This window comes from Candidatus Palauibacter polyketidifaciens (assembly GCF_947581785.1).
Classification (GTDB): domain Bacteria; phylum Gemmatimonadota; class Gemmatimonadetes; order Palauibacterales; family Palauibacteraceae; genus Palauibacter; species Palauibacter polyketidifaciens.
The window spans coordinates 1-17005 of record NZ_CANPVO010000009.1 but is presented as its reverse complement, the minus strand read 5'-3'; the positions used below and the strand labels follow the sequence as shown (position 1 = coordinate 17005).

Sequence of the window (17005 nt, the reverse complement as noted above, 5' to 3'; positions counted from 1 at the left end):
TCCGATCGCGGGCGACGACGTGGTCAACATCGCGGAGAAGGCGGCGGGGTTCGAGCTCACCGGCAACACGGGCACCGAGAGCGGGGCGACGGTGAGCGTGACGATCGGCACGGGCTCGGCGCTCACGGCGACCTCGGACGCGGACGGGACCTGGTCGGTGAGCGTGCCGGCGGACGCGTCCTACATCACGGGCACGAGCGTGAGCGTGACGGTGTCGGCCTCGAAGACGGGCTTCGGTACACCGGCCGACGTGACGCGCACGCTCGCCGTCGACCTGAGCGCTCCGACGTTCGTGAGCGCGGCCACCTCGACGGACGGCACGCAGATCGTGCTCACGTTCAGCGAGACCTTGGCCGCGGGTGCGGTGCCCGCGTCCGCATTCGCAGACACGGTGGCCGGGGTACCCCACGGTGTCTACTCGGCCTCGGCAAGCGGCAGGTCAGTGACCCTGACCTTGAGGAGCGCGGTCGGGACGGGCCAGGCGGTGACGGTGGCCTACACCGATCCGAGCGAGGACGACGACGCGGACGCAGTCCAAGACGTAGCCGGCAACGACGCGGCGACGTTCGACGCCGAGACGGTGACGAACAACAGCACCGTACCCGCGATCTACCCCGCGCGGGGCGACACCATCTGGGCCGCCGACATGACCGTGGAGATCGAGGAGGTCTTGCCCGGTTTGCTGGTGCTCGATGGATACGGCACCCCGGACTCCTCAACACCTGACGGTTTCGGCAGCCTCTCCGGGTCTGCCGAGCTCGAGTATAAGGGTACGAACCACACGATTACGGGCATCCAACTGATTAAGAGCAGCATCGGTGAGGTTACTACCAACGATTTGAATCTGTTCATCGAACCCCTGTTTCCCGTCGCCCCCGACGATCTGCTGATATTGGCTCTGGACGGTACGGAGTTCAGGCTCGATGAGGCCCCACGCGCCAGTAACAACTACTCTTGGGACAACCACGGCCTCACCTGGACCGATGGCCAGATAGTCGCGGCGAAGCTCATCGCCATTCCCCCGCCGTCGATCACCTCGATATCGGTCGTCGACGCCCCGAGCGACGACCTCTACGCGATCGGCGACACGATCGATCTGGCGGTGACGTTCACGAAGGCCGTGACGCTGGACACGACCGGCGGCACGCCGCAGTTGGAGCTGACGGTCGGCGATTCGACGAGGACGGCGACCTGCGCCGCCGCGACGGGGACGCAACTCACCTGCCGGCATGTGGTCGCCGAGGGGATCGAGGGGGAGATCGGCGTCGCCGCGAACAAGCTGACGCTGAACGGCGGGGTGCTCACGGGCCCGAACGAGCTGAACGCCGACACGGCCTACGCGGCGGGCGTGGTCGACATCGACGTGGACCTTCGGGTGGACGCCGTGCGCCCGACGTTCGTGAGCGCCGCCACCTCGGCGGACGGCACGCAGATCGTGCTCGTCTTCAGCGAGACGCTCCTGGCGACTTCCGGCAACACGCCCGCTGCCGGGCGCTTCACGGTGATGGCCGGCACCTCGGCGGCCACGCTGGACGGCGCGCCGTCGGTCTCGGGGACCACGGTGACGCTGACGCTCGAAACGGCCGTGACGGCCGGCCAGCCGGTGACGGTGGCCTACGCCGACCTGTCCACGGGTGACGACGCTGCGGTCGTGCAGGACCTCGCGGGCAACGACGCGGCGGGGTTCGATCCGCAGACGGTGACGGTGGCGCCGTCCATCATCTCGGTCGCGCTGACGTCGGATGCGGGCATCGACTCGACCTACGCGATCGGCGATGCGATCGCCGTGACGGTGACGTTCAGCGCGGCAGTGGACGTGGACGGCACGCCGTACGTGGAGCTGCAGATGGAGGGACCGCCCAAGCAGGCGGGCTGCGCGACGACCGACGGCGTGACCGCGGTGGCCTGCACCTACACGGTGGCCGAGGGCAATACCGACCCGAACGGCGTCAGCCTGCCCGCGAACCCGCTGAAGCTGGTGGGCGACGGCCAGATCAACGCGACGGGCACGACCAAGGCCGCCGTCCTCACGTACGCCGCCGTGGCGGACGACGCCGCCCACAAGGTGGACGGCGTGCGGCCGACGCTGGTGACAACGTCACCGAACGAGCCGCGGACCTCGAGCGACGGATGGGAGGTCTTCCTCACCTTCAGCGAGCCGCTGTCGAAGACCGGAAGCGGATTCACGGTCGTAGCCGACGGAACGAACAACGATGTCGAAGCGGCCTCGCTGAACGATGCGATGGTGACACTGACCCTCGCGAGCGCGATACGGTCCGGCCAGGCAGTGACGGTGGCCTACGCCGATCCGACCGCGGACGACGACGAAAACGCGGTGCAGGACCTCGCGGGCAACGACGCGGCGTCGTTCGGCGCGCAGACGGTGGTCAACCTCGTCCCGTCGACGGACGCGACGCTGAGCGCGCTGAGCCTGAGCGGGGTGACGCTGACGCCCTCGTTCCACGCGGACTCGCTGAACTACACGGGGTCGGCGCCCCACACGGTGGCCATGACCACGGTGAGCGCGACGACCGCCGACACCTCGGCGACGGTCGACTACCTGGACGGCGGCGGCCAGGCGCTCGCGGACGCCGACGGCAACACACCGGGCCTCCAGGTCGCGCTCGAGGTGGGCACCCCCGACACGGTCAAGGTGAGGGTGACGGCCGAGGACGGGGTGACGCAGAAGACCTACACGGCGGTCGTGACGCGGCACGAGATGCCGGCGACGGGCGTGACGCTCTCGGTGGAGCCGGACGAGGTGGGCGAGGGTCAAGGCCGGACGGAGCTGACCGTCACCGGGACGCTGAACGGCGGGGCGTTCGGGGAGGACAGGACGGTGGCCCTGTCGGTGAGCCCGGAGACGGCGGGGGCGGATGACTTCGCGGCGGGCACCGCGACGCTGACCATCGAGGCGGGCCAGACGACCGGCACGGCGACGCTCTCGCTGACGCCGGTGGCCGACCGCGTGGACGAGGACGACGAGACGGTCATGGTGGAGGGCACGGTGTCCGGCCTGACCGTGACGGGCGCGGCGGTGACGATCACCGACGACGACACGCGCGGGGTGCGGGTGTCGGAGACGGAAGTCGAGTTCGGCGAGGGCGGGACCGGCGCCTACACGGTCGTGCTCGAGTCGCAGCCGACGGCGCCGGTGACGGTGGGCGTCTCGGTGGCGGGCGATCCGGACGTGACGGTGTCCCCGCCGTCGCTGCAGTTCACGGCCGGCAACTGGAGCGCGCCGCGCACGGTGACGGTGCGGGCGGCCCAGGACGCGGACGCGGCCCGCGACACGGCGATGGTGAGCCACGCGGTGAGCGGCGGCGACTACGGCGCCCACGGCGTCACGGCTGCCTCCGTCCCGGTCTACGTCAACGACGACGACACGCCGTCGACGGGCGTGACGCTGTCGGTGACGCCCGAGCGGGTGGGCGAGTGGGCGGGGCAGACGGCGCTGAGGGTCACCGGAACGCTGAACGGCGCCGCGCTCGCGGCGAACACGACGGTGTCGCTGTCGGTGAGCGCGGGCACGGCGTCGGCGTCGGACTTCACGGCGGGCACGGCGGCGCTGACGATCGATGCGGGCGAGACCACCGGCACCGCGACGCTGTCGCTGACGCCCGTGGACGACCGCGTGGACGAGGACGACGAGACGGTCACGGTCACGGGCACGGTGTCGGGACTCACCGTGACCGGGGCGACGGTGACGATCGCCGACGACGACACGCGCGGGGTGCGGGTCTCGGAGACGGTGCTCTCGATCGGCGAGGGCGACAGCGGCACCTACACGGTCGTGCTCGCATCCCGGCCCACGGCCGCGGTGACGATCCTCGTGTCGGTGAGCGGCGACCCCGACGTGACGGCGTCTCCGCCGTCGCTCGTGTTCGGGACCGGCAACTGGAGCGAGCCGCAGGAGGTGACGGTGAGCGCCGCACAGGACGACGACGAGGACGGCGACGAGGCGACGGTGAGCCACGCGGTGAGCGGGGGCGACTACGGGCCGGTCACCGCACAGAGCGTGTCGGTGCGGGTGACCGACGACGACATCGACCTCGAGTTCAAGACGGCCGCGGCGCGGCTGCACGAGGGCGAGGAGACGACCCTGTGGGTCTACACCAACGGCGTGACCTTCGAGACCGACCAGACGGTCACGCTGACGCTGGGCGGGACGGCGACCGCCGGCGCCGACTACGCGCTGTCGGAGCCGGACATCACGATCGGGGCGCGCTCGACCGGCGGGGCGGTCACGCTCGCCGCGCTGGAGGACTCGGAGTCCGAGGACGACGAGACGATCACGATCGCCGCCCACCACGGCACGTCCGCGATCGGGAGCGTCACGATCACCATCGTGGACGGCACGGTGACGGCGACGGTGCCGGACGCGCCGTGGAGTCTGCTTGCGGTGCCGGGGAGCCGCGAGGTGGCGCTGAGCTGGATCGCGCCGGACGGCCAGGCCGGATCCGATCCGTACAACGGCGGCTCGCCCGTGATCCGCCACGAGGTGCGGCTGGACGGCGGAAGCTGGAGGAACATCCCGAGCAGCGGCGAGGGCGGCGCGAACGAGGAGGCCTACACGGTCACGGGGCTCGTGAACGACCGCGAGTACCGTTTCGCGGTGCGGGCCGTGAACGCCGTGGGCCCGGGCGCGTCCACCCGCGAGGTGCGCTCGACGCCGTCGGGCGGCATCTGCGGCCGTACGCCCCAGGTGCGGGACTTCATCCTGGTCCGGCTGCACGGCGCGACCGGCTGCGGAGGCGTGACGGCGGATGACCTGGCATCCATCACCGAGGGGCTGTACGTGAACTACCTGGACATCGCGTCGCTGAAGGCGGGCGACTTCGACGGCCTGACGGCGGTGCCCGAGGTCGACCTGAGCGGGAACCGCATCTCCTCGCTGCCGGCGGGGATCTTCGACGACCTGGCCGCGCTGAGGTGGCTCAACCTGGACGGGAACCGGCTCACGTCGCTGCCCGCCGGCGTGTTCGACGGGCTGGCGAAGCTCGAGGAACTCGAAATCGGCGACAACGGCCTGCGCTCGCTGCGCGCCCGCGTCTTCGACCGGCTGGCGGCGCTCGAAGAACTGGACCTGAGCGACAACGAGCTGGCGAGCTTCCCGTACGCGGAGATCAACGAGCTGGCCAACCTCAGGCGGCTCCGGCTGAACGGCAACCCGGTCTACGTGCACGGGGTCGTGGTCTCGAAGACGGCGCTCACGATCGCGCCCGGCGGATCGGGCACCTACCGCATGCGCCTCAACCACCACCCCCCGGCGGGCGCGGCGGTCGAGCTGGAGTCGAGCAGCACGCGCGTCTCGGTATCGACCTCCTCGGTGTCTTACGGCAGAACGGACTGGTTCCGGTACAAGGAGGTGAACGTGACCGTGGCGCAGAACGTGAACGTCTCGAAGGCGACGATCAGGCACAAGCCGGTCAACTACGGCTCGCCCGGGATGGCGACCCCCACCGTCACGATCACGGTCGCGCAGTCCTCGGGCGACGCCGCCGGCGAGGCCGGGACCGACGGGGCGGAGCGGGAGGCGGCGGAGCGGGACGCCCTGCTTGCGCTGCTGGACGGCGTGACGCCCGAACAGGCGTCCGAGGCGCTGTTCGGCGAGCGGGAGCTGTCGGGCGCGCAGCTCGACGCCCTCGACCGCCTGGGCAACAACAACGGCCGCTACGACCTCGGCGACCTGCTCGCCTGGACCGAGCGCTGCCGCAACGGCGAAGCTAAGTGCGGAAGCACGCCCAAGGGTCCCGATGCCGCGTCTTCGGCATTCTTCCTGTTCGGCGCCGCCGCGGCCGGACGGCGGCGGAGATCCGGGCGCGCGAGACGGCGAGGCCGCAGGGCCGGAACGATGCTCGCCCTGCTGCTCGCGGCCACGGCCTGGTCGTGCACGGGCGATCTCGCGGGACCGCCCGAAGCCGGACGGGAGCCGGACTCTCCGCCTGCCGGGCTGCCCAGGCCCGCAACCGCCCCGCAAGGCCCGGGGTTCCTGGCCGTCGAGTGGACGGCGCCTGCGGCGGGGCGCGCCATCGGCGTTCTGCTGGAGCTCGAAGGTCCCGGCATCGAAGCCGTCGAGCCTGCCGCCGGTCTCGAACTCTACCACTCCGCAGCCTCGGCGCCCGCCGGCCGGCACCGGATCGTCGTGGCGGGTCCGCTCGAAGACGGTCCGCTCGTCCGGTTCCGGGTCCCGGACCGCGGTCGGCTCTCCCTGTACCGGATCCGCGTGCTGCAGGTCACCGGCGAGGACTACGCGCTCGGAGACCCGGGCGAGTACCGGGCCGTGGCCGCCCACGGACCCACCTCCTGACACGGGACGAGAAGCTGAAATGAATACATCGCAACCGATCCAACGCAGGGCCCGCCTCTCGGGACCCGGGCACGGTGCGCTCACCGTCATTCTGGCGGCCTGCGCCGCACTGTTCGGCGGCCGCGCGACGGCCTTCGCGCAGACCGACGCCGACGACGCGAACACGATCTGGTCGGCCACGATGATCGTGGGAGACACGACCTGGACGTCAGGAGCAATAACCGTCAACGAGCAGGGGTTCTACGAAGGCGCCCTGGGCAGCCTCTCGTCCACGACGTTCTCACACGGCAACGCGGACTACTCCGTTGTTAAGCTACCTATCCGGCAGTTTACAGTGGGCGAATACGTGAGCCGGCCCGCCCTTTCCTTTCGAGTCAGACCCGGCGTCTTCCCCGCCGCGTCCGAAGACCGGCTCGTGCTGGTGTTGGACGGAACGCGGTTCCCGCTGGCCAGCCGGCCGTCGCATCAGGTCAACTACTATGCGTGGCAGGATCCCGGCTTGTCGTGGTCCGACGGCGACACGGTCGACGTCAAGCTGATCGACGACGCGCCGCCGCCCCTCACCGCCAGCTTCAGCGGCATGCCGGACGCCCACACGGGCGCCGAGTTCACCTTCCGGCTGACGTTCAGCGAGGAGGTCGAGAACCTCGGCTCCGCCACGCTGATCGATGCGTTCGACGTCACGGGCGGCACCGTGAAGAAGGCGAAGCGCACGCTGGGCGGCTACAAGGTATGGAAGATCACGGTCGCCCCGACCTCGGCGAGCGATACGGTGGCGATCACGCTGCCGGAGACGACCGACTGCTCGGCGGCCGGCGCCATCTGCACCGCGGACCTGCGGCCGCTGTCGCACTCGCTGACCGGCGCGGTCACGCCCTCCACGGTCGTTCCGTCGGCCAGCGTGTCGGACGCGAGCGCGACCGAGGGCCGCTGGATCGGGTTCACGGTGTCGCTGTCGGAAGCGACCAGCCGGACGGTGACGGTCGCCTACGCCACGTCGGGCGGCACGGCGACGAGCGGAACCGACTTCACCCCGCAATCGGGCACGCTGACGTTCACCGCCAACCAGACAGAGAAGCCGGTGGCCGTTGCGACGACGGAGGACACGATGGTCGAAGAGGACGAGACGTTCACGCTGACGCTGTCGAGCCCGACCAATGCGACGCTGGGCGACGCGACGGCTACGGGCACGATCATCGACGACGATGCGCTGACGGCCACCTTCAGCGACATGCCGGCCACCCACACGGGCGCGGAGTTCACCTTCGTGCTGACGTTCAGCGAGGACTTCCCGCTCAGCTACAAGACACTGAGGGACTCGGCGGCGTTCGCCGTCACGGGCGGCGGCGTGAAGAGGGCGCAGCGCCGGCCGCGGGGCAGCAGCAGCAACAAGGCGTGGACCATCACGATCGAGCCGGCATCGGCGAACGACACGGTGACGATCACGCTGCCGGAGACCACCGACTGCAACGCGACCGGCGCCATCTGCACCGCGGACGGCCGCATGCTCTCCGAGGCGGTGTCGGACACCGTCCTCCCGGCGTCCGCGTCGGGCGACATGGCGGGCGCAGACGCGGAGGACGGCGCGCTGGCGCTGCTGGACGGGGTGACGCCGGACCGGGCCGCCGCCGCGCTGGTCGGCGAGGGGGAGCAGCTCAGCGAGGCCCAGCTCGACGCCCTGGACCGCCTGGGCAACCGGAACGGCCGCTACGACCTCGGCGACGCGCTCTCATGGAGAGATCGCTGCCGAAGGGGCGAGGCGGACTGCGGAACCACGCCCAGGGATCCCGGCGCCGCGGCCTCGGGCCTCCTCCTGTTCGGAGCCGCCAGGCGGCGGAGACGCGGCACCTCCGGGCATCGCCGGACGCCAAGGGCCGGGCACGCACTCGCCGTGCTGGTCGCGGCGATCACGGTCTGGTCGTGCACGGGCGATCTCGCTGGACCGCCCGAAGCCGGGCGCGAGCCGGACCCGCTGCCAGCCCCTGCGACCGTCCCGCAGGGCCCGGGGTTCCTGACCGTCGAGTGGACGGCACCGGCGGCCGGTCGCGCCATCGGCGTTCTGTTGGAGCTGGAGGGCCCCGGCATCGAAGCCGTCGAGGCGCCTCCCGGTCTCGAACTCTACCACTCCGCAGCATCCGGGCGGCACCGGATCGTGGTGGCGGGCGACCTCGATTCCGGGCCGCTCCTCCGGTTCCGGGTGCCGGACCGCGGCCGGCCCGGCCTGTACCGCGTCCGCGTCCTGCAGGTCACGGGCGAGGACTACGGCCTTCGGGATTCGCGCGCGTACCGGGCCGTGGCCGCGCCGAACTGACGACCCCGGTGAAGATGGCCCCCCCGACATGCGCGCCTGGCTTGCGGAATCCAACCGCCGGGACCGAGCGTAGGGTCTGACGGATCTGATCCTCCCGAACCCACGGAGGACGTGACGCGATGAGCAACTGGTCGCACAGGTTTCAGCCGAAGTATTGGCCGAGATGGTACCGGATCGCGTTCGGCGGCAGCGTCGCGGGGGCGCTGCTGGGTGGAGCGCTGGCCTGGTACGGCCCGGGCTGGGGACGCTACGCGGCTCTCATCGGCGTCATCCTCTGCTTCACTTCCCTCTGGCTTCTCGGAAGCCTGTTGGAAGACGGCCCCGACGCCTGAACGCTTGACACCTTCGGTCGCTCGCGCCGTCACGAACTCGGTGCGGACGGCAGCGCCACGTTTATGATCAGCGTATCGGTGGCGATGGTGGGATCCCTGCTGTCGTAGTAGGTCACTCCCGTCGTATCCAGCAGGACCTCCGCCAGCCCCAACTCCTCCGCCGGCCGGACACGCACTCTCACGCAGCCGACGGGCCCGGTACTGCCCAGTCTCTCGGAGTACCCTCCAGCCGGGGACGTGACGAGGGCCCTTACCGGCCCATGCCACACGCAGCCTGCGGGGCGCAACGATTGAGAGATCACGTTGACTCTCGTGCCCGACACCGGCCTCCCGGACATGTCCGTCACGGTGCCGCTGATCAGCCGCAGGTATGACGGCGGGGGGCACGACGAGGCGAACACCTCGCCACCCCCGGTCCAACCGCACCGGTTCCGGGTGTCCGACTCCTGACAAGCCGGAACCGCGAGCATAGGCACGCATCCGAGCGCCAGGCAGAACGTCGACACTCCTCTTCGTCTCCGGCCACCTGCTGCAACCCTCTCCATCTCCCCCCCCGCGGGCTCAGCCGATGGCGAACACGAGGCCGCCCTGAAGGACGACGTGGCCGGTCTTCTTCCCCTCATCGTCGATTTCGGAGAGACCCCGGGCGTAGATCACGTCGAACGCCAGATCGAGCGAAGCGGTCAGTCTCACCTGGAACCCGCCGCCGAGGGCGAGTCCGAAGTCGGTTGACTTGACCTCGCTCACGCCGCCCTCCCCGCAGGCCACCGCGGTGTCCTGCGCGCTCGCCGTCCGCCCCGCACCCCCGGTCCGCCCCACGCGGTTGGGAATGCCCGGAGGGACCTCGGGACGGATGGGTCCGGGGTCGACCGACGTCACCACCACCTGGCACGAGAGGTTGAAGGCGACGTAGGGCCCGGCGAGGAAGCCGAAGTTGAGACGCCCCTCTTCGGCGGCGGTGCCCGCGCGAAAGAGCGCGGAGAACTGCAGGTAGTCGATCTCGGCCGTCGACTCGTTGAGCAGCCGGCTCGCCCTGATCGACGACGGCACCTTCACGGCGCCGCCCTTCTGGGCCAGCCCCAGGCCGATGCGCACGCCGAGTCCGCCGCTCAGCGGGATCCCCGCGTCGACCCCCGCCACGATCCCGTCTCGGGGTTCATCGAACGCGGCGGCGCCCCGGGTCTCCAGGTCGGCCCCGGACAGGCTCGCGGGACCGATTCCGGCCCGCACGCCGATGGTCGTCTGCGCGGCGAGCGGCGCGGCGGCCAGCGCGAGGACCAGGGCCACGGCGTGGATGGCGGCTTGCGCGGAATTTCGTCCTGCGGACATGGCGTCTCCCTCCATGCGAATGCGTACGCGGGCGGCCGGCCGCGGAGCGGGGCGGCGGCTCTCACAACCCCCATTCTCCGCGGTTGGCGTCCATTCATCAACTTCGCGGGAGAGCCGCGGGAGCGCTGTGGAGGCATCTTCCTCCCCTCGTACTATATTTCAGGCAGCGATGTTCGCCTTGACCGCATCCTTCACTCTCACATATCCCAGGTTCTTTCGACCCATGATCGATATCAACGAAATCGGTGCGACGGCTTTTGTCATCGCGTCGATCCGGGCCCTGGAGCCCGAAAAGCCGCATCCGCTCTTCAACGATCCCTACGCCCCGTGGTTCTCGAACGACCGGGCGCGCACGGCCGCCCGGCAACTCGACGCGGCGTTCCCGCCCTCGACGACGATGGTCCGGTTCCGCACGCGCTACTTCAACCGGTTCGTGGAGCGCGGGATCGAGGACGGGGCGCGCCAGGTCGTGCTGCTCGGGGGCGGCTTCGACATGCGCGCGCATCACTACCGGAACGCGGGCGCGGCCTTCTTCGAGGTGGATCAGAAGGCGGTCCTCGAGTTCAAGCGCCATATCCTGTCGAACAACGGGGTCGAACAGCCGCCGTCGCTCTTCGCGAACTACCTGGAGGCGGATGTTCCGGGCGACCTGGCCGACCTCGGCTTCGACCCGGCGGCGCCGACGCTGATGGTCTGGGAGGGCAACACGATGTACCTGCCCCCGGAGAGCATCATGCCGTTCCTGAACCGGCTCGCGGGGGCGATGTCGTCGCTCCGCATCGCCTTCGATTACTTCTCGCTGGACCTGCAGCGCCGCGACTTCGACACCGACGAGGACCGCAAGCGGCTCGAGGGGGTGGAGCGGGCGATGAACGCCTCGTTTCCCACGGGCTTCCCGGACCTGAAGGTGTTCGAGCGGGAGACGCCGTTCGAGGTGGCCGAGTCGGGCACGTTCGCGGAGCTGGCGGAGGAGTACGGGCTGGGTCAGATGGTGGCGGAGTACCCGGAGGACTGGCGCGAGACGCTCAAGCTCTACGGCTACTGCGTGCTGGAGCGGCGAACGAGCGGCTGACCCGCGAGCGGCGCGGCGGCCAGGGCGATGATCAGCGCCGAGACCGGCGTCCTCTTCAGCGGTCGCTTCGCTGCTGCGCCGCCAGCACGCGGAGATGGTCGCGGATCGCCTGCTCGCTCAGCGTGTTGCGGCGCCGGCAATCTTCGCTCCACACGAAACCGTGGATCGCGGAGACGGCGTACGCGCCCGACGAGAGGCCAGTGTAGAAGCGGTACTCGTCGTAGTCCTCATCAGAATCGAACGCCCCGCGCGAATCTCCCCAGATCCCAGCCGCCACTCCGACGTTGACCAATCCGACGACGCTATCGATGATCGGCGCGGCGAGGCTGCGGGTGCAATCGCCCAGCGCCACCGGTCCCTCGCCCTTGGGCGGTCTTCGCATGAAAAGCATGGAACACCCGCTCCAGAGCAGAACGCCCGCAAGCACCGCGACGACCGCGACACGACGACGTTCGAACATGGCGTTTCCTCCGACGGTGGCGCCCTCGCCCGAGGGGCGGGGGCTTCTTCAGACCCGGAGTCGGAACCGCTGGATCTTTCCGGTCGCCGTCTTCGGGAGCTCGGCGACGAACCGGATCCAGCGCGGGTACATATAGCGCGGGAGACCCTCCTGGCAATGCGCGACGAGTTCCGCCGTCAGCGTGTCGGCGGCGGACGGCGCGCCCGCCGTCTCCCTGAGGGGCTCCGACAGCACGACGTGCGCCTCCGGCTTCACGAGGCCGTGGTCGTCCTCGCGGCCCACGACCGCCGCCTCCAGCACCGACGGATGTTCCATGAGGCGGGCCTCGATGTCGAACGGAGAACACCAGATCCCGCCCACCTTGATCATGTCGTCCCCGCGGCCCTGGTAGTGGAACCAGCCCTCGGCGTCGCGCACGTACCGGTCTCCCGTGCGGAGCCAGCCGTCGACGATCGTCCGTCCCTCGAGTTCCGGACGGTTCCAGTAGCCGGAGGTCGTGGAGTCGCCGCGGATTTCCAGTTGTCCCGCCTCGCCGGGACCCGCCTCCGTCCCATCCTCGTTCATGACCCGCGCCTCGTAGCCTGGGACGACACGGCCGGTGCTCCCGGGCTTCACGTGGCCCGGCGCGTTCGAGATGAAGATGTGGAGCGCCTCGGTGGAGCCGATCCCGTCGAGAATCTCGAGACCGGTGGCGGCCTTCCAGCGGCGGAAGAGCTCCGGGGGCAGCGCCTCGCCGGCCGACACGCACAGCCTGAGCGACCCCAGATCGGGACTCCCCTGCCCCGCCGGCGTGCCGCGAGCCGGGGCGCTGGCCGCCGCTCGCGACGGGTCCAGCGCCTGCAACTGGGCCGCGTACAGCGTCGGCACGCCGAAGTAGGCCGTCGGACGCAGCGTCTCGATCGTCTCGAACGTCGTCGCGGGGGTCGGACGCCGCTCGTCGAGGATCGCGGTGCCTCCCACCCACAGCGGGAAGGTCATCGCGTTCCCGAGACCGTACGCGAAGAAGAGCTTCGCCGCGGAGTAGCAACGGTCGTCCTCGCCCAGCCCCAGGATGCCCACCGCGTAGTGCTCGCAGGTCGCGGGCATGTCGCGGTGGCGGTGCGGCACTCCCTTGGGACGGCCCGTGGTGCCCGAAGAGTAGAGCCAGAACGCGATGTCCTCCGGCCGGGCTGGCGCCGCCTCCAGCTCCGGAGCGGCCGCAGCCAGATCGTCGAGCACCCCGCCCTCCGCCTCGAGCGCGAGACCGCGGGCTCCCGTACGCGCCGCCGCCAGCCCGGGCACGACCTCCGCCGCGAACTCCGGCGAGTACACGACGGCCCGGCACTCCGAGTCGGCGATGATGAACGCAAGATCCCGCGCCCGCATGAGGTAGCTCACGGGCACGGGCACGATCCCAGCCTTGATCGCCCCCCAGAAGAAAAAGAAGAACTCGGGACCGTCCTTCACGACCATGAGCACCCGGTCGCCCGCCGCGAGCCCGAGCCCGAGGAGCGCGTTCCCCGCCCGCGCAACCCGCTCGGCCAGTTCCGCGTACGTGACCGCCCTCCCGGCCTGCGCGATGGCGACCTTCTCGCCCCGCCCCTCGGCCACGTGTCGGTCGATGTACCAGGAGGCCGCATTGAACGTCTCCCCATACCGGAGACGCGCGGGGACGACCGAACGATCGATTCGCATAGGCGGCTATCCGCTACGGCGAATGAGGGACCAACCAGATGGGACGCCAAACCATAATCGTATTTTACATTTGGTCCGACCAAACGGAAAACACACTTGCAGCGAAGGCTTCGACCTCGCGGGGGGATGTGAGGCGCACGAACCGGATGTGCGCCCAGCGCGGGTCCGACATGCGCGCGAGCATGTTTCGTCGCTTGCGCCTGTGCTGCGTGATGATCCAGGCGAGCAGCGAATCGTGCCGCCAGACCAGGAGGTGGCGCCGGAACTGCTCCCGGTTCGTTCCCCACACCAGTTCCCCGGACCGTGAGCGCCGCCACGAACGGCGGAGGAAGCGCGACACGAGCAGGGGCAGCGGCAGATCGAGCCAAACGAGGGTATCGAGGCGCGGCCACAGGATCCGCCGGGAGAACTTCTCGTACGAACCTGCGGCGACCCAGCGCTCTCCCCGGGTCGCCTCCAGGATTCGGCGCTCGAACCTGTCCGGATCCGTCTGGTTCAGCCCGACCCAGCCCGGCAGCCAGTTGAGCGCGTCCAACTCGACAAACGGCGCATCCAGCGCCTCCGCCAGCCGCGCCGCAAGCGTACTCTTCCCCGACCCACTGTTGCCCATCACCTGGACACGGTCGCCAATCACTCGGCTCCTTCACGCGTCCGGCTACCCGAACGCACGCGGACGCGCGTCGGAGTGACCACGATCAAGTCTCCGCGCTGCATCGCATCCGCATGCTGTTCAATCAATTCCCGCATGGCGGTGACCGTGTCCGCGACCCGCATGTCAACGAGACGGACGATGCACGGATGCGGACGGCGCAGGACGAAGACCAATTCACCGAAGTCCTTGTCCTTCGTGACGAGTACTCGGCCATCGTGGTTCGCGACCGCGAGCAGTTCTTCATCGGTGGCGCGAGGGTCTAGTTCCCACGCAGTCAGGACGTCGTGCCCCAAGCCGGTCAGCGTCTCCTGAAGGGCTCGGGACGCCGCGCAGAGGTCGAGCAGGAACTTCAAGCGTTCGGCTGCACCTGTATCCGTTCGTGGACGTGGTCGCCCGCGAGGGCCCGGTGGCTGAAGAGCAGGCACGCCTGGATGTCATCCCGTTCCAGCATCGGGTATTCCTCGAGGATCCTCTCCGGCGTGTCACCTGCCGCCAGCATGCCGAGGATATGCTCCACGGCGATACGGAGATCGCGAATGATGGGCTTGCCTCCGAACACGTCCGGGCGGACCGTGATCCGTGCCATGGTTTCCGCGTTCGTCGCCATGTGGTCCTCCGGCAGTCGTTCGTCCTGGGTGCGATCTCGCTGGCCGCAACCGACCAATGTCAAGTTCGGGCGTACAGCAAAAGCAAGTTATCAACATAACGCCTCGTGGGCGTTGTGGCCTCGCAGCCCAGTCGGCGAGGGCGACGGGTCACGCGCGCCCCTCCGCCGACAGCGGTGTCTTACCGCCCATGGCCGCGCGGCGGGACGCTTGCCGGTCGGTCGGGCCGAGGGGCACAATGGCGGCCGGATGCGGGAGCCGAGGGCCGGCGCCCGATGTCCAACTCCGAACTCCAATCCCGGGAGTCATTTCAGATGCGCGACGCAGACCGAATCGAACCCTCGCGGCCACGTTGGCCGACGTTCCGCCGCGGCCGGACGCCGCTCTCGCTGGGTGCGGGCCTTGCGGTCCTGTTGCTCCTCGGCGGCTGCCGGCCGGACGACGTCGGGAATGGTGCCGAAACGGGCGTCACGAGCGGTGGGGCGAGCGCGTTCATCGAAGCGGGGGGCGCCTTCCCGGACGGATGGCCCTTTGCGGCCGACGACGCGCCGGTGACGGCTACGGAGGGGATGGTCGCCTCGACGGACGAATTCGCGTCGCGCGTCGGCGTGGAGATCCTCGCGGCCGGCGGCAACGCGGTGGACGCGGCGGTCGCCACGGGACTCGCGCTCGCCGTCGTGAACCCGGAGGCCGGCAACCTGGGCGGGGGCGGGTTCATGATGGTGCGCCTCGCCGACGGCACCGTCTTCGCACAGGACCACCGGGAGAAGGCGCCGCTCGCCGCCACCCGGGACATGTACCTCGACGAGGACGGGAACGTGACGGACCTCTCCGTTCTGGGACACCTCGCGGCGGGCGTGCCGGGGACCGTCTCCGGACTGTGGGAGGCGCACCGGCGCTTCGGCAGCCTTCCCTGGGCCGACATCGTGCAGCCCTCCATCGACCTCGCGCACGGGTTCGAGGTCACGACGCGGCTCGTGTCCACGCTCGATGCGGCGCAGGAGGGGATCCGCGCCTTCCCCCACAGCGCGCGCATCTTTCTCCCCGGCGACGCCGTCCCCGGCATCGGCGGCACCTTCTCGCAGCCGGATCTCGCCGCCGTCCTCACGCGCCTCCGCGACGAGGGGCCCGACGACTTCTACCGCGGGGAGACCGCCGCCCTGATCGTGGAGGAGATGGAGCGCGGCGGCGGCATCATCACGCTGGAGGACCTCGACCGCTACGAGACGGTGTGGCGCGATCCGGTCGCCTTCGACTACCGCGGCTACACGGTGCACTCGATGCCGCCGCCGTCCTCGGGCGGCCTCACCATGGCGGCGATCGCCAACATCCTGGAACGCTGGGACCTGGGCGCCATGGGCTGGAACAGCCCCGAGACGATCCACGTGATGGCCGAATCCTTCCGGCGCGCCTACGCCGACCGCAACGAGTACCTCGCGGACCCGGACTTCGTCGAGCTTCCCGTCGACGAGTTCCTCTCGGAGGCCTACGCGGACAGCCGCGCGGCGACGATCTCCGCGGAGGGCGCGACGCCGTCCGCCGAGGTCAACCCCGGGATCGACGCCTTCCTCGACGAGAGCCACACGACCCACTACGCGGTCGTCGACGCGGAGGGGAACGCGGTCGCGGTCACGACCAGCATCAACTCGTGGTACGGCGGCAAGGTCGTCGTGGAGGGGGCGGGGTTCTTCCTCAACAACACGATGGACGACTTCGCCTCGAAACCCGGGACGCCGAACCAGTTCGGCCTCGTGCAGGGCGAGCGGAACGCGATCGGTCCGGGCAAGCGCATGCTGTCGGCGATGAGCCCCACGATCGTCGAAGACGCGGAGGGCGACCTCTTCCTCGTCACCGGGACCCCCGGCGGCGCCACGATCATCACGACGGTGCTGCAGTCCATCTTCAACGTCGTCGACCACGGGATGAACGTCGTGCAGGCGGTCCACGCTCCGCGCGTCCACCACCAGCACCTGCCGGACCTCGTCTTCCACGAATACGGAGGACTGGGAGGGGCCACGGCGAGCGCCCTGGAGGCGCTGGGACACACCGTGCGCGAGCGCGACCCCGGCCCGCCCGACGCCTACTTCACGGGCGGCATGTCGGGCGACCTGCAGCTGATCATGGCGATGCCGGACGGATCCTGGACCGCCTGGTCGGACCCCCGTCGCGGCGGGACGGCGCTCGGCCGCTAGGTGTAGATGCCAAGGACGTTGTTGACCCTTGGCCCGACGAGTTGTTGCAGGGGCGTGAGCCGTCCGTT

13 protein-coding genes are annotated in these 17005 nt (G+C 70.0%); 6 read left to right on the top strand and 7 right to left on the bottom strand.

Annotated elements, in window-relative coordinates; all coding sequences use genetic code 11:
* Window positions 1-19 precede the first annotated feature (19 nt).
* The 3 genes from RN729_RS01575 to RN729_RS01565 all read left to right on the top strand — a co-directional run bounded on the left by RN729_RS01575 (window position 20) and on the right by RN729_RS01565 (window position 8953).
* Window positions 20-6310, top strand: coding sequence for a SwmB domain-containing protein (locus RN729_RS01575; protein WP_310781874.1), 6291 nt, complete (start codon window positions 20-22; stop codon window positions 6308-6310).
* 19 nt (window positions 6311-6329) lie between these two features.
* On the top strand, window positions 6330-8621 hold the full coding sequence (locus tag RN729_RS01570; protein WP_310781873.1) for a Calx-beta domain-containing protein: 2292 nt from the start codon (window positions 6330-6332) through the stop codon (window positions 8619-8621).
* 119 nt (window positions 8622-8740) lie between these two features.
* On the top strand, window positions 8741-8953 hold the full coding sequence (locus RN729_RS01565; protein ID WP_310781872.1) for a hypothetical protein: 213 nt from the start codon (window positions 8741-8743) through the stop codon (window positions 8951-8953).
* A 29-nt stretch (window positions 8954-8982) separates the two neighbouring features.
* On the opposite strand, the gene RN729_RS01560 is transcribed toward RN729_RS01565, so the two are convergent.
* On the bottom strand, window positions 8983-9135 hold the full coding sequence (locus RN729_RS01560) for a hypothetical protein (protein WP_310781871.1): 153 nt from the start codon (window positions 9133-9135) through the stop codon (window positions 8983-8985).
* Between the two features lie 121 nt (window positions 9136-9256).
* Here RN729_RS01560 and RN729_RS01555 point away from each other — a divergent pair, with 121 nt between their 5' ends.
* Entirely contained in the window at window positions 9257-9403 is a 147-nt protein-coding gene (locus RN729_RS01555; RefSeq protein ID WP_310781870.1) for a hypothetical protein, read from the top strand.
* A gap of 111 nt (window positions 9404-9514) precedes the next feature.
* On the opposite strand, the gene RN729_RS01550 is transcribed toward RN729_RS01555, so the two are convergent.
* On the bottom strand, window positions 9515-10282 hold the full coding sequence (locus RN729_RS01550; RefSeq protein ID WP_310781869.1) for an outer membrane beta-barrel protein: 768 nt from the start codon (window positions 10280-10282) through the stop codon (window positions 9515-9517).
* Window positions 10283-10505: 223 nt separating this feature from the next.
* On the opposite strand from RN729_RS01550, the gene RN729_RS01545 reads away from it, so the two are divergent.
* Window positions 10506-11354, top strand: a complete 849-nt coding sequence (locus RN729_RS01545) for an SAM-dependent methyltransferase (RefSeq protein ID WP_310781868.1) — start codon at window positions 10506-10508, stop codon at window positions 11352-11354.
* Between the two features lie 55 nt (window positions 11355-11409).
* Here RN729_RS01545 and RN729_RS01540 read toward each other — a convergent pair whose 3' ends face one another.
* From RN729_RS01540 to RN729_RS01520, 5 genes are all read right to left on the bottom strand, one after another.
* Window positions 11410-11814, bottom strand: coding sequence for a hypothetical protein (locus RN729_RS01540; protein ID WP_310781867.1), 405 nt, complete (start codon window positions 11812-11814; stop codon window positions 11410-11412).
* A gap of 48 nt (window positions 11815-11862) precedes the next feature.
* The gene (locus RN729_RS01535) at window positions 11863-13488 is read right to left on the bottom strand and encodes a benzoate-CoA ligase family protein (RefSeq protein WP_310781866.1); all 1626 of its coding nucleotides are present in this window, start codon (window positions 13486-13488) and stop codon (window positions 11863-11865) included.
* Window positions 13489-13552: 64 nt separating this feature from the next.
* Window positions 13553-14122 (bottom strand): hypothetical protein, encoded by a 570-nt coding sequence (locus RN729_RS01530; RefSeq protein WP_310781865.1) that lies wholly within the window; start codon window positions 14120-14122, stop codon window positions 13553-13555.
* Window positions 14119-14493, bottom strand: a complete 375-nt coding sequence (locus RN729_RS01525) for a DUF5615 family PIN-like protein (protein ID WP_310781864.1) — start codon at window positions 14491-14493, stop codon at window positions 14119-14121. Before RN729_RS01525 ends, RN729_RS01530 begins: the two co-directional genes overlap by 4 nt.
* On the bottom strand, window positions 14490-14747 hold the full coding sequence (locus RN729_RS01520; RefSeq protein WP_310781863.1) for a DUF433 domain-containing protein: 258 nt from the start codon (window positions 14745-14747) through the stop codon (window positions 14490-14492). The genes RN729_RS01525 and RN729_RS01520 overlap by 4 nt, the downstream gene beginning before the upstream one ends.
* Before the next feature lie 312 nt (window positions 14748-15059).
* Here RN729_RS01520 and ggt point away from each other — a divergent pair, with 312 nt between their 5' ends.
* A complete protein-coding gene (ggt, locus tag RN729_RS01515) occupies window positions 15060-16937 on the top strand; it encodes a gamma-glutamyltransferase (protein WP_310781862.1) in 1878 nt (625 codons plus the stop codon).
* Window positions 16938-17005 lie beyond the last annotated feature (68 nt).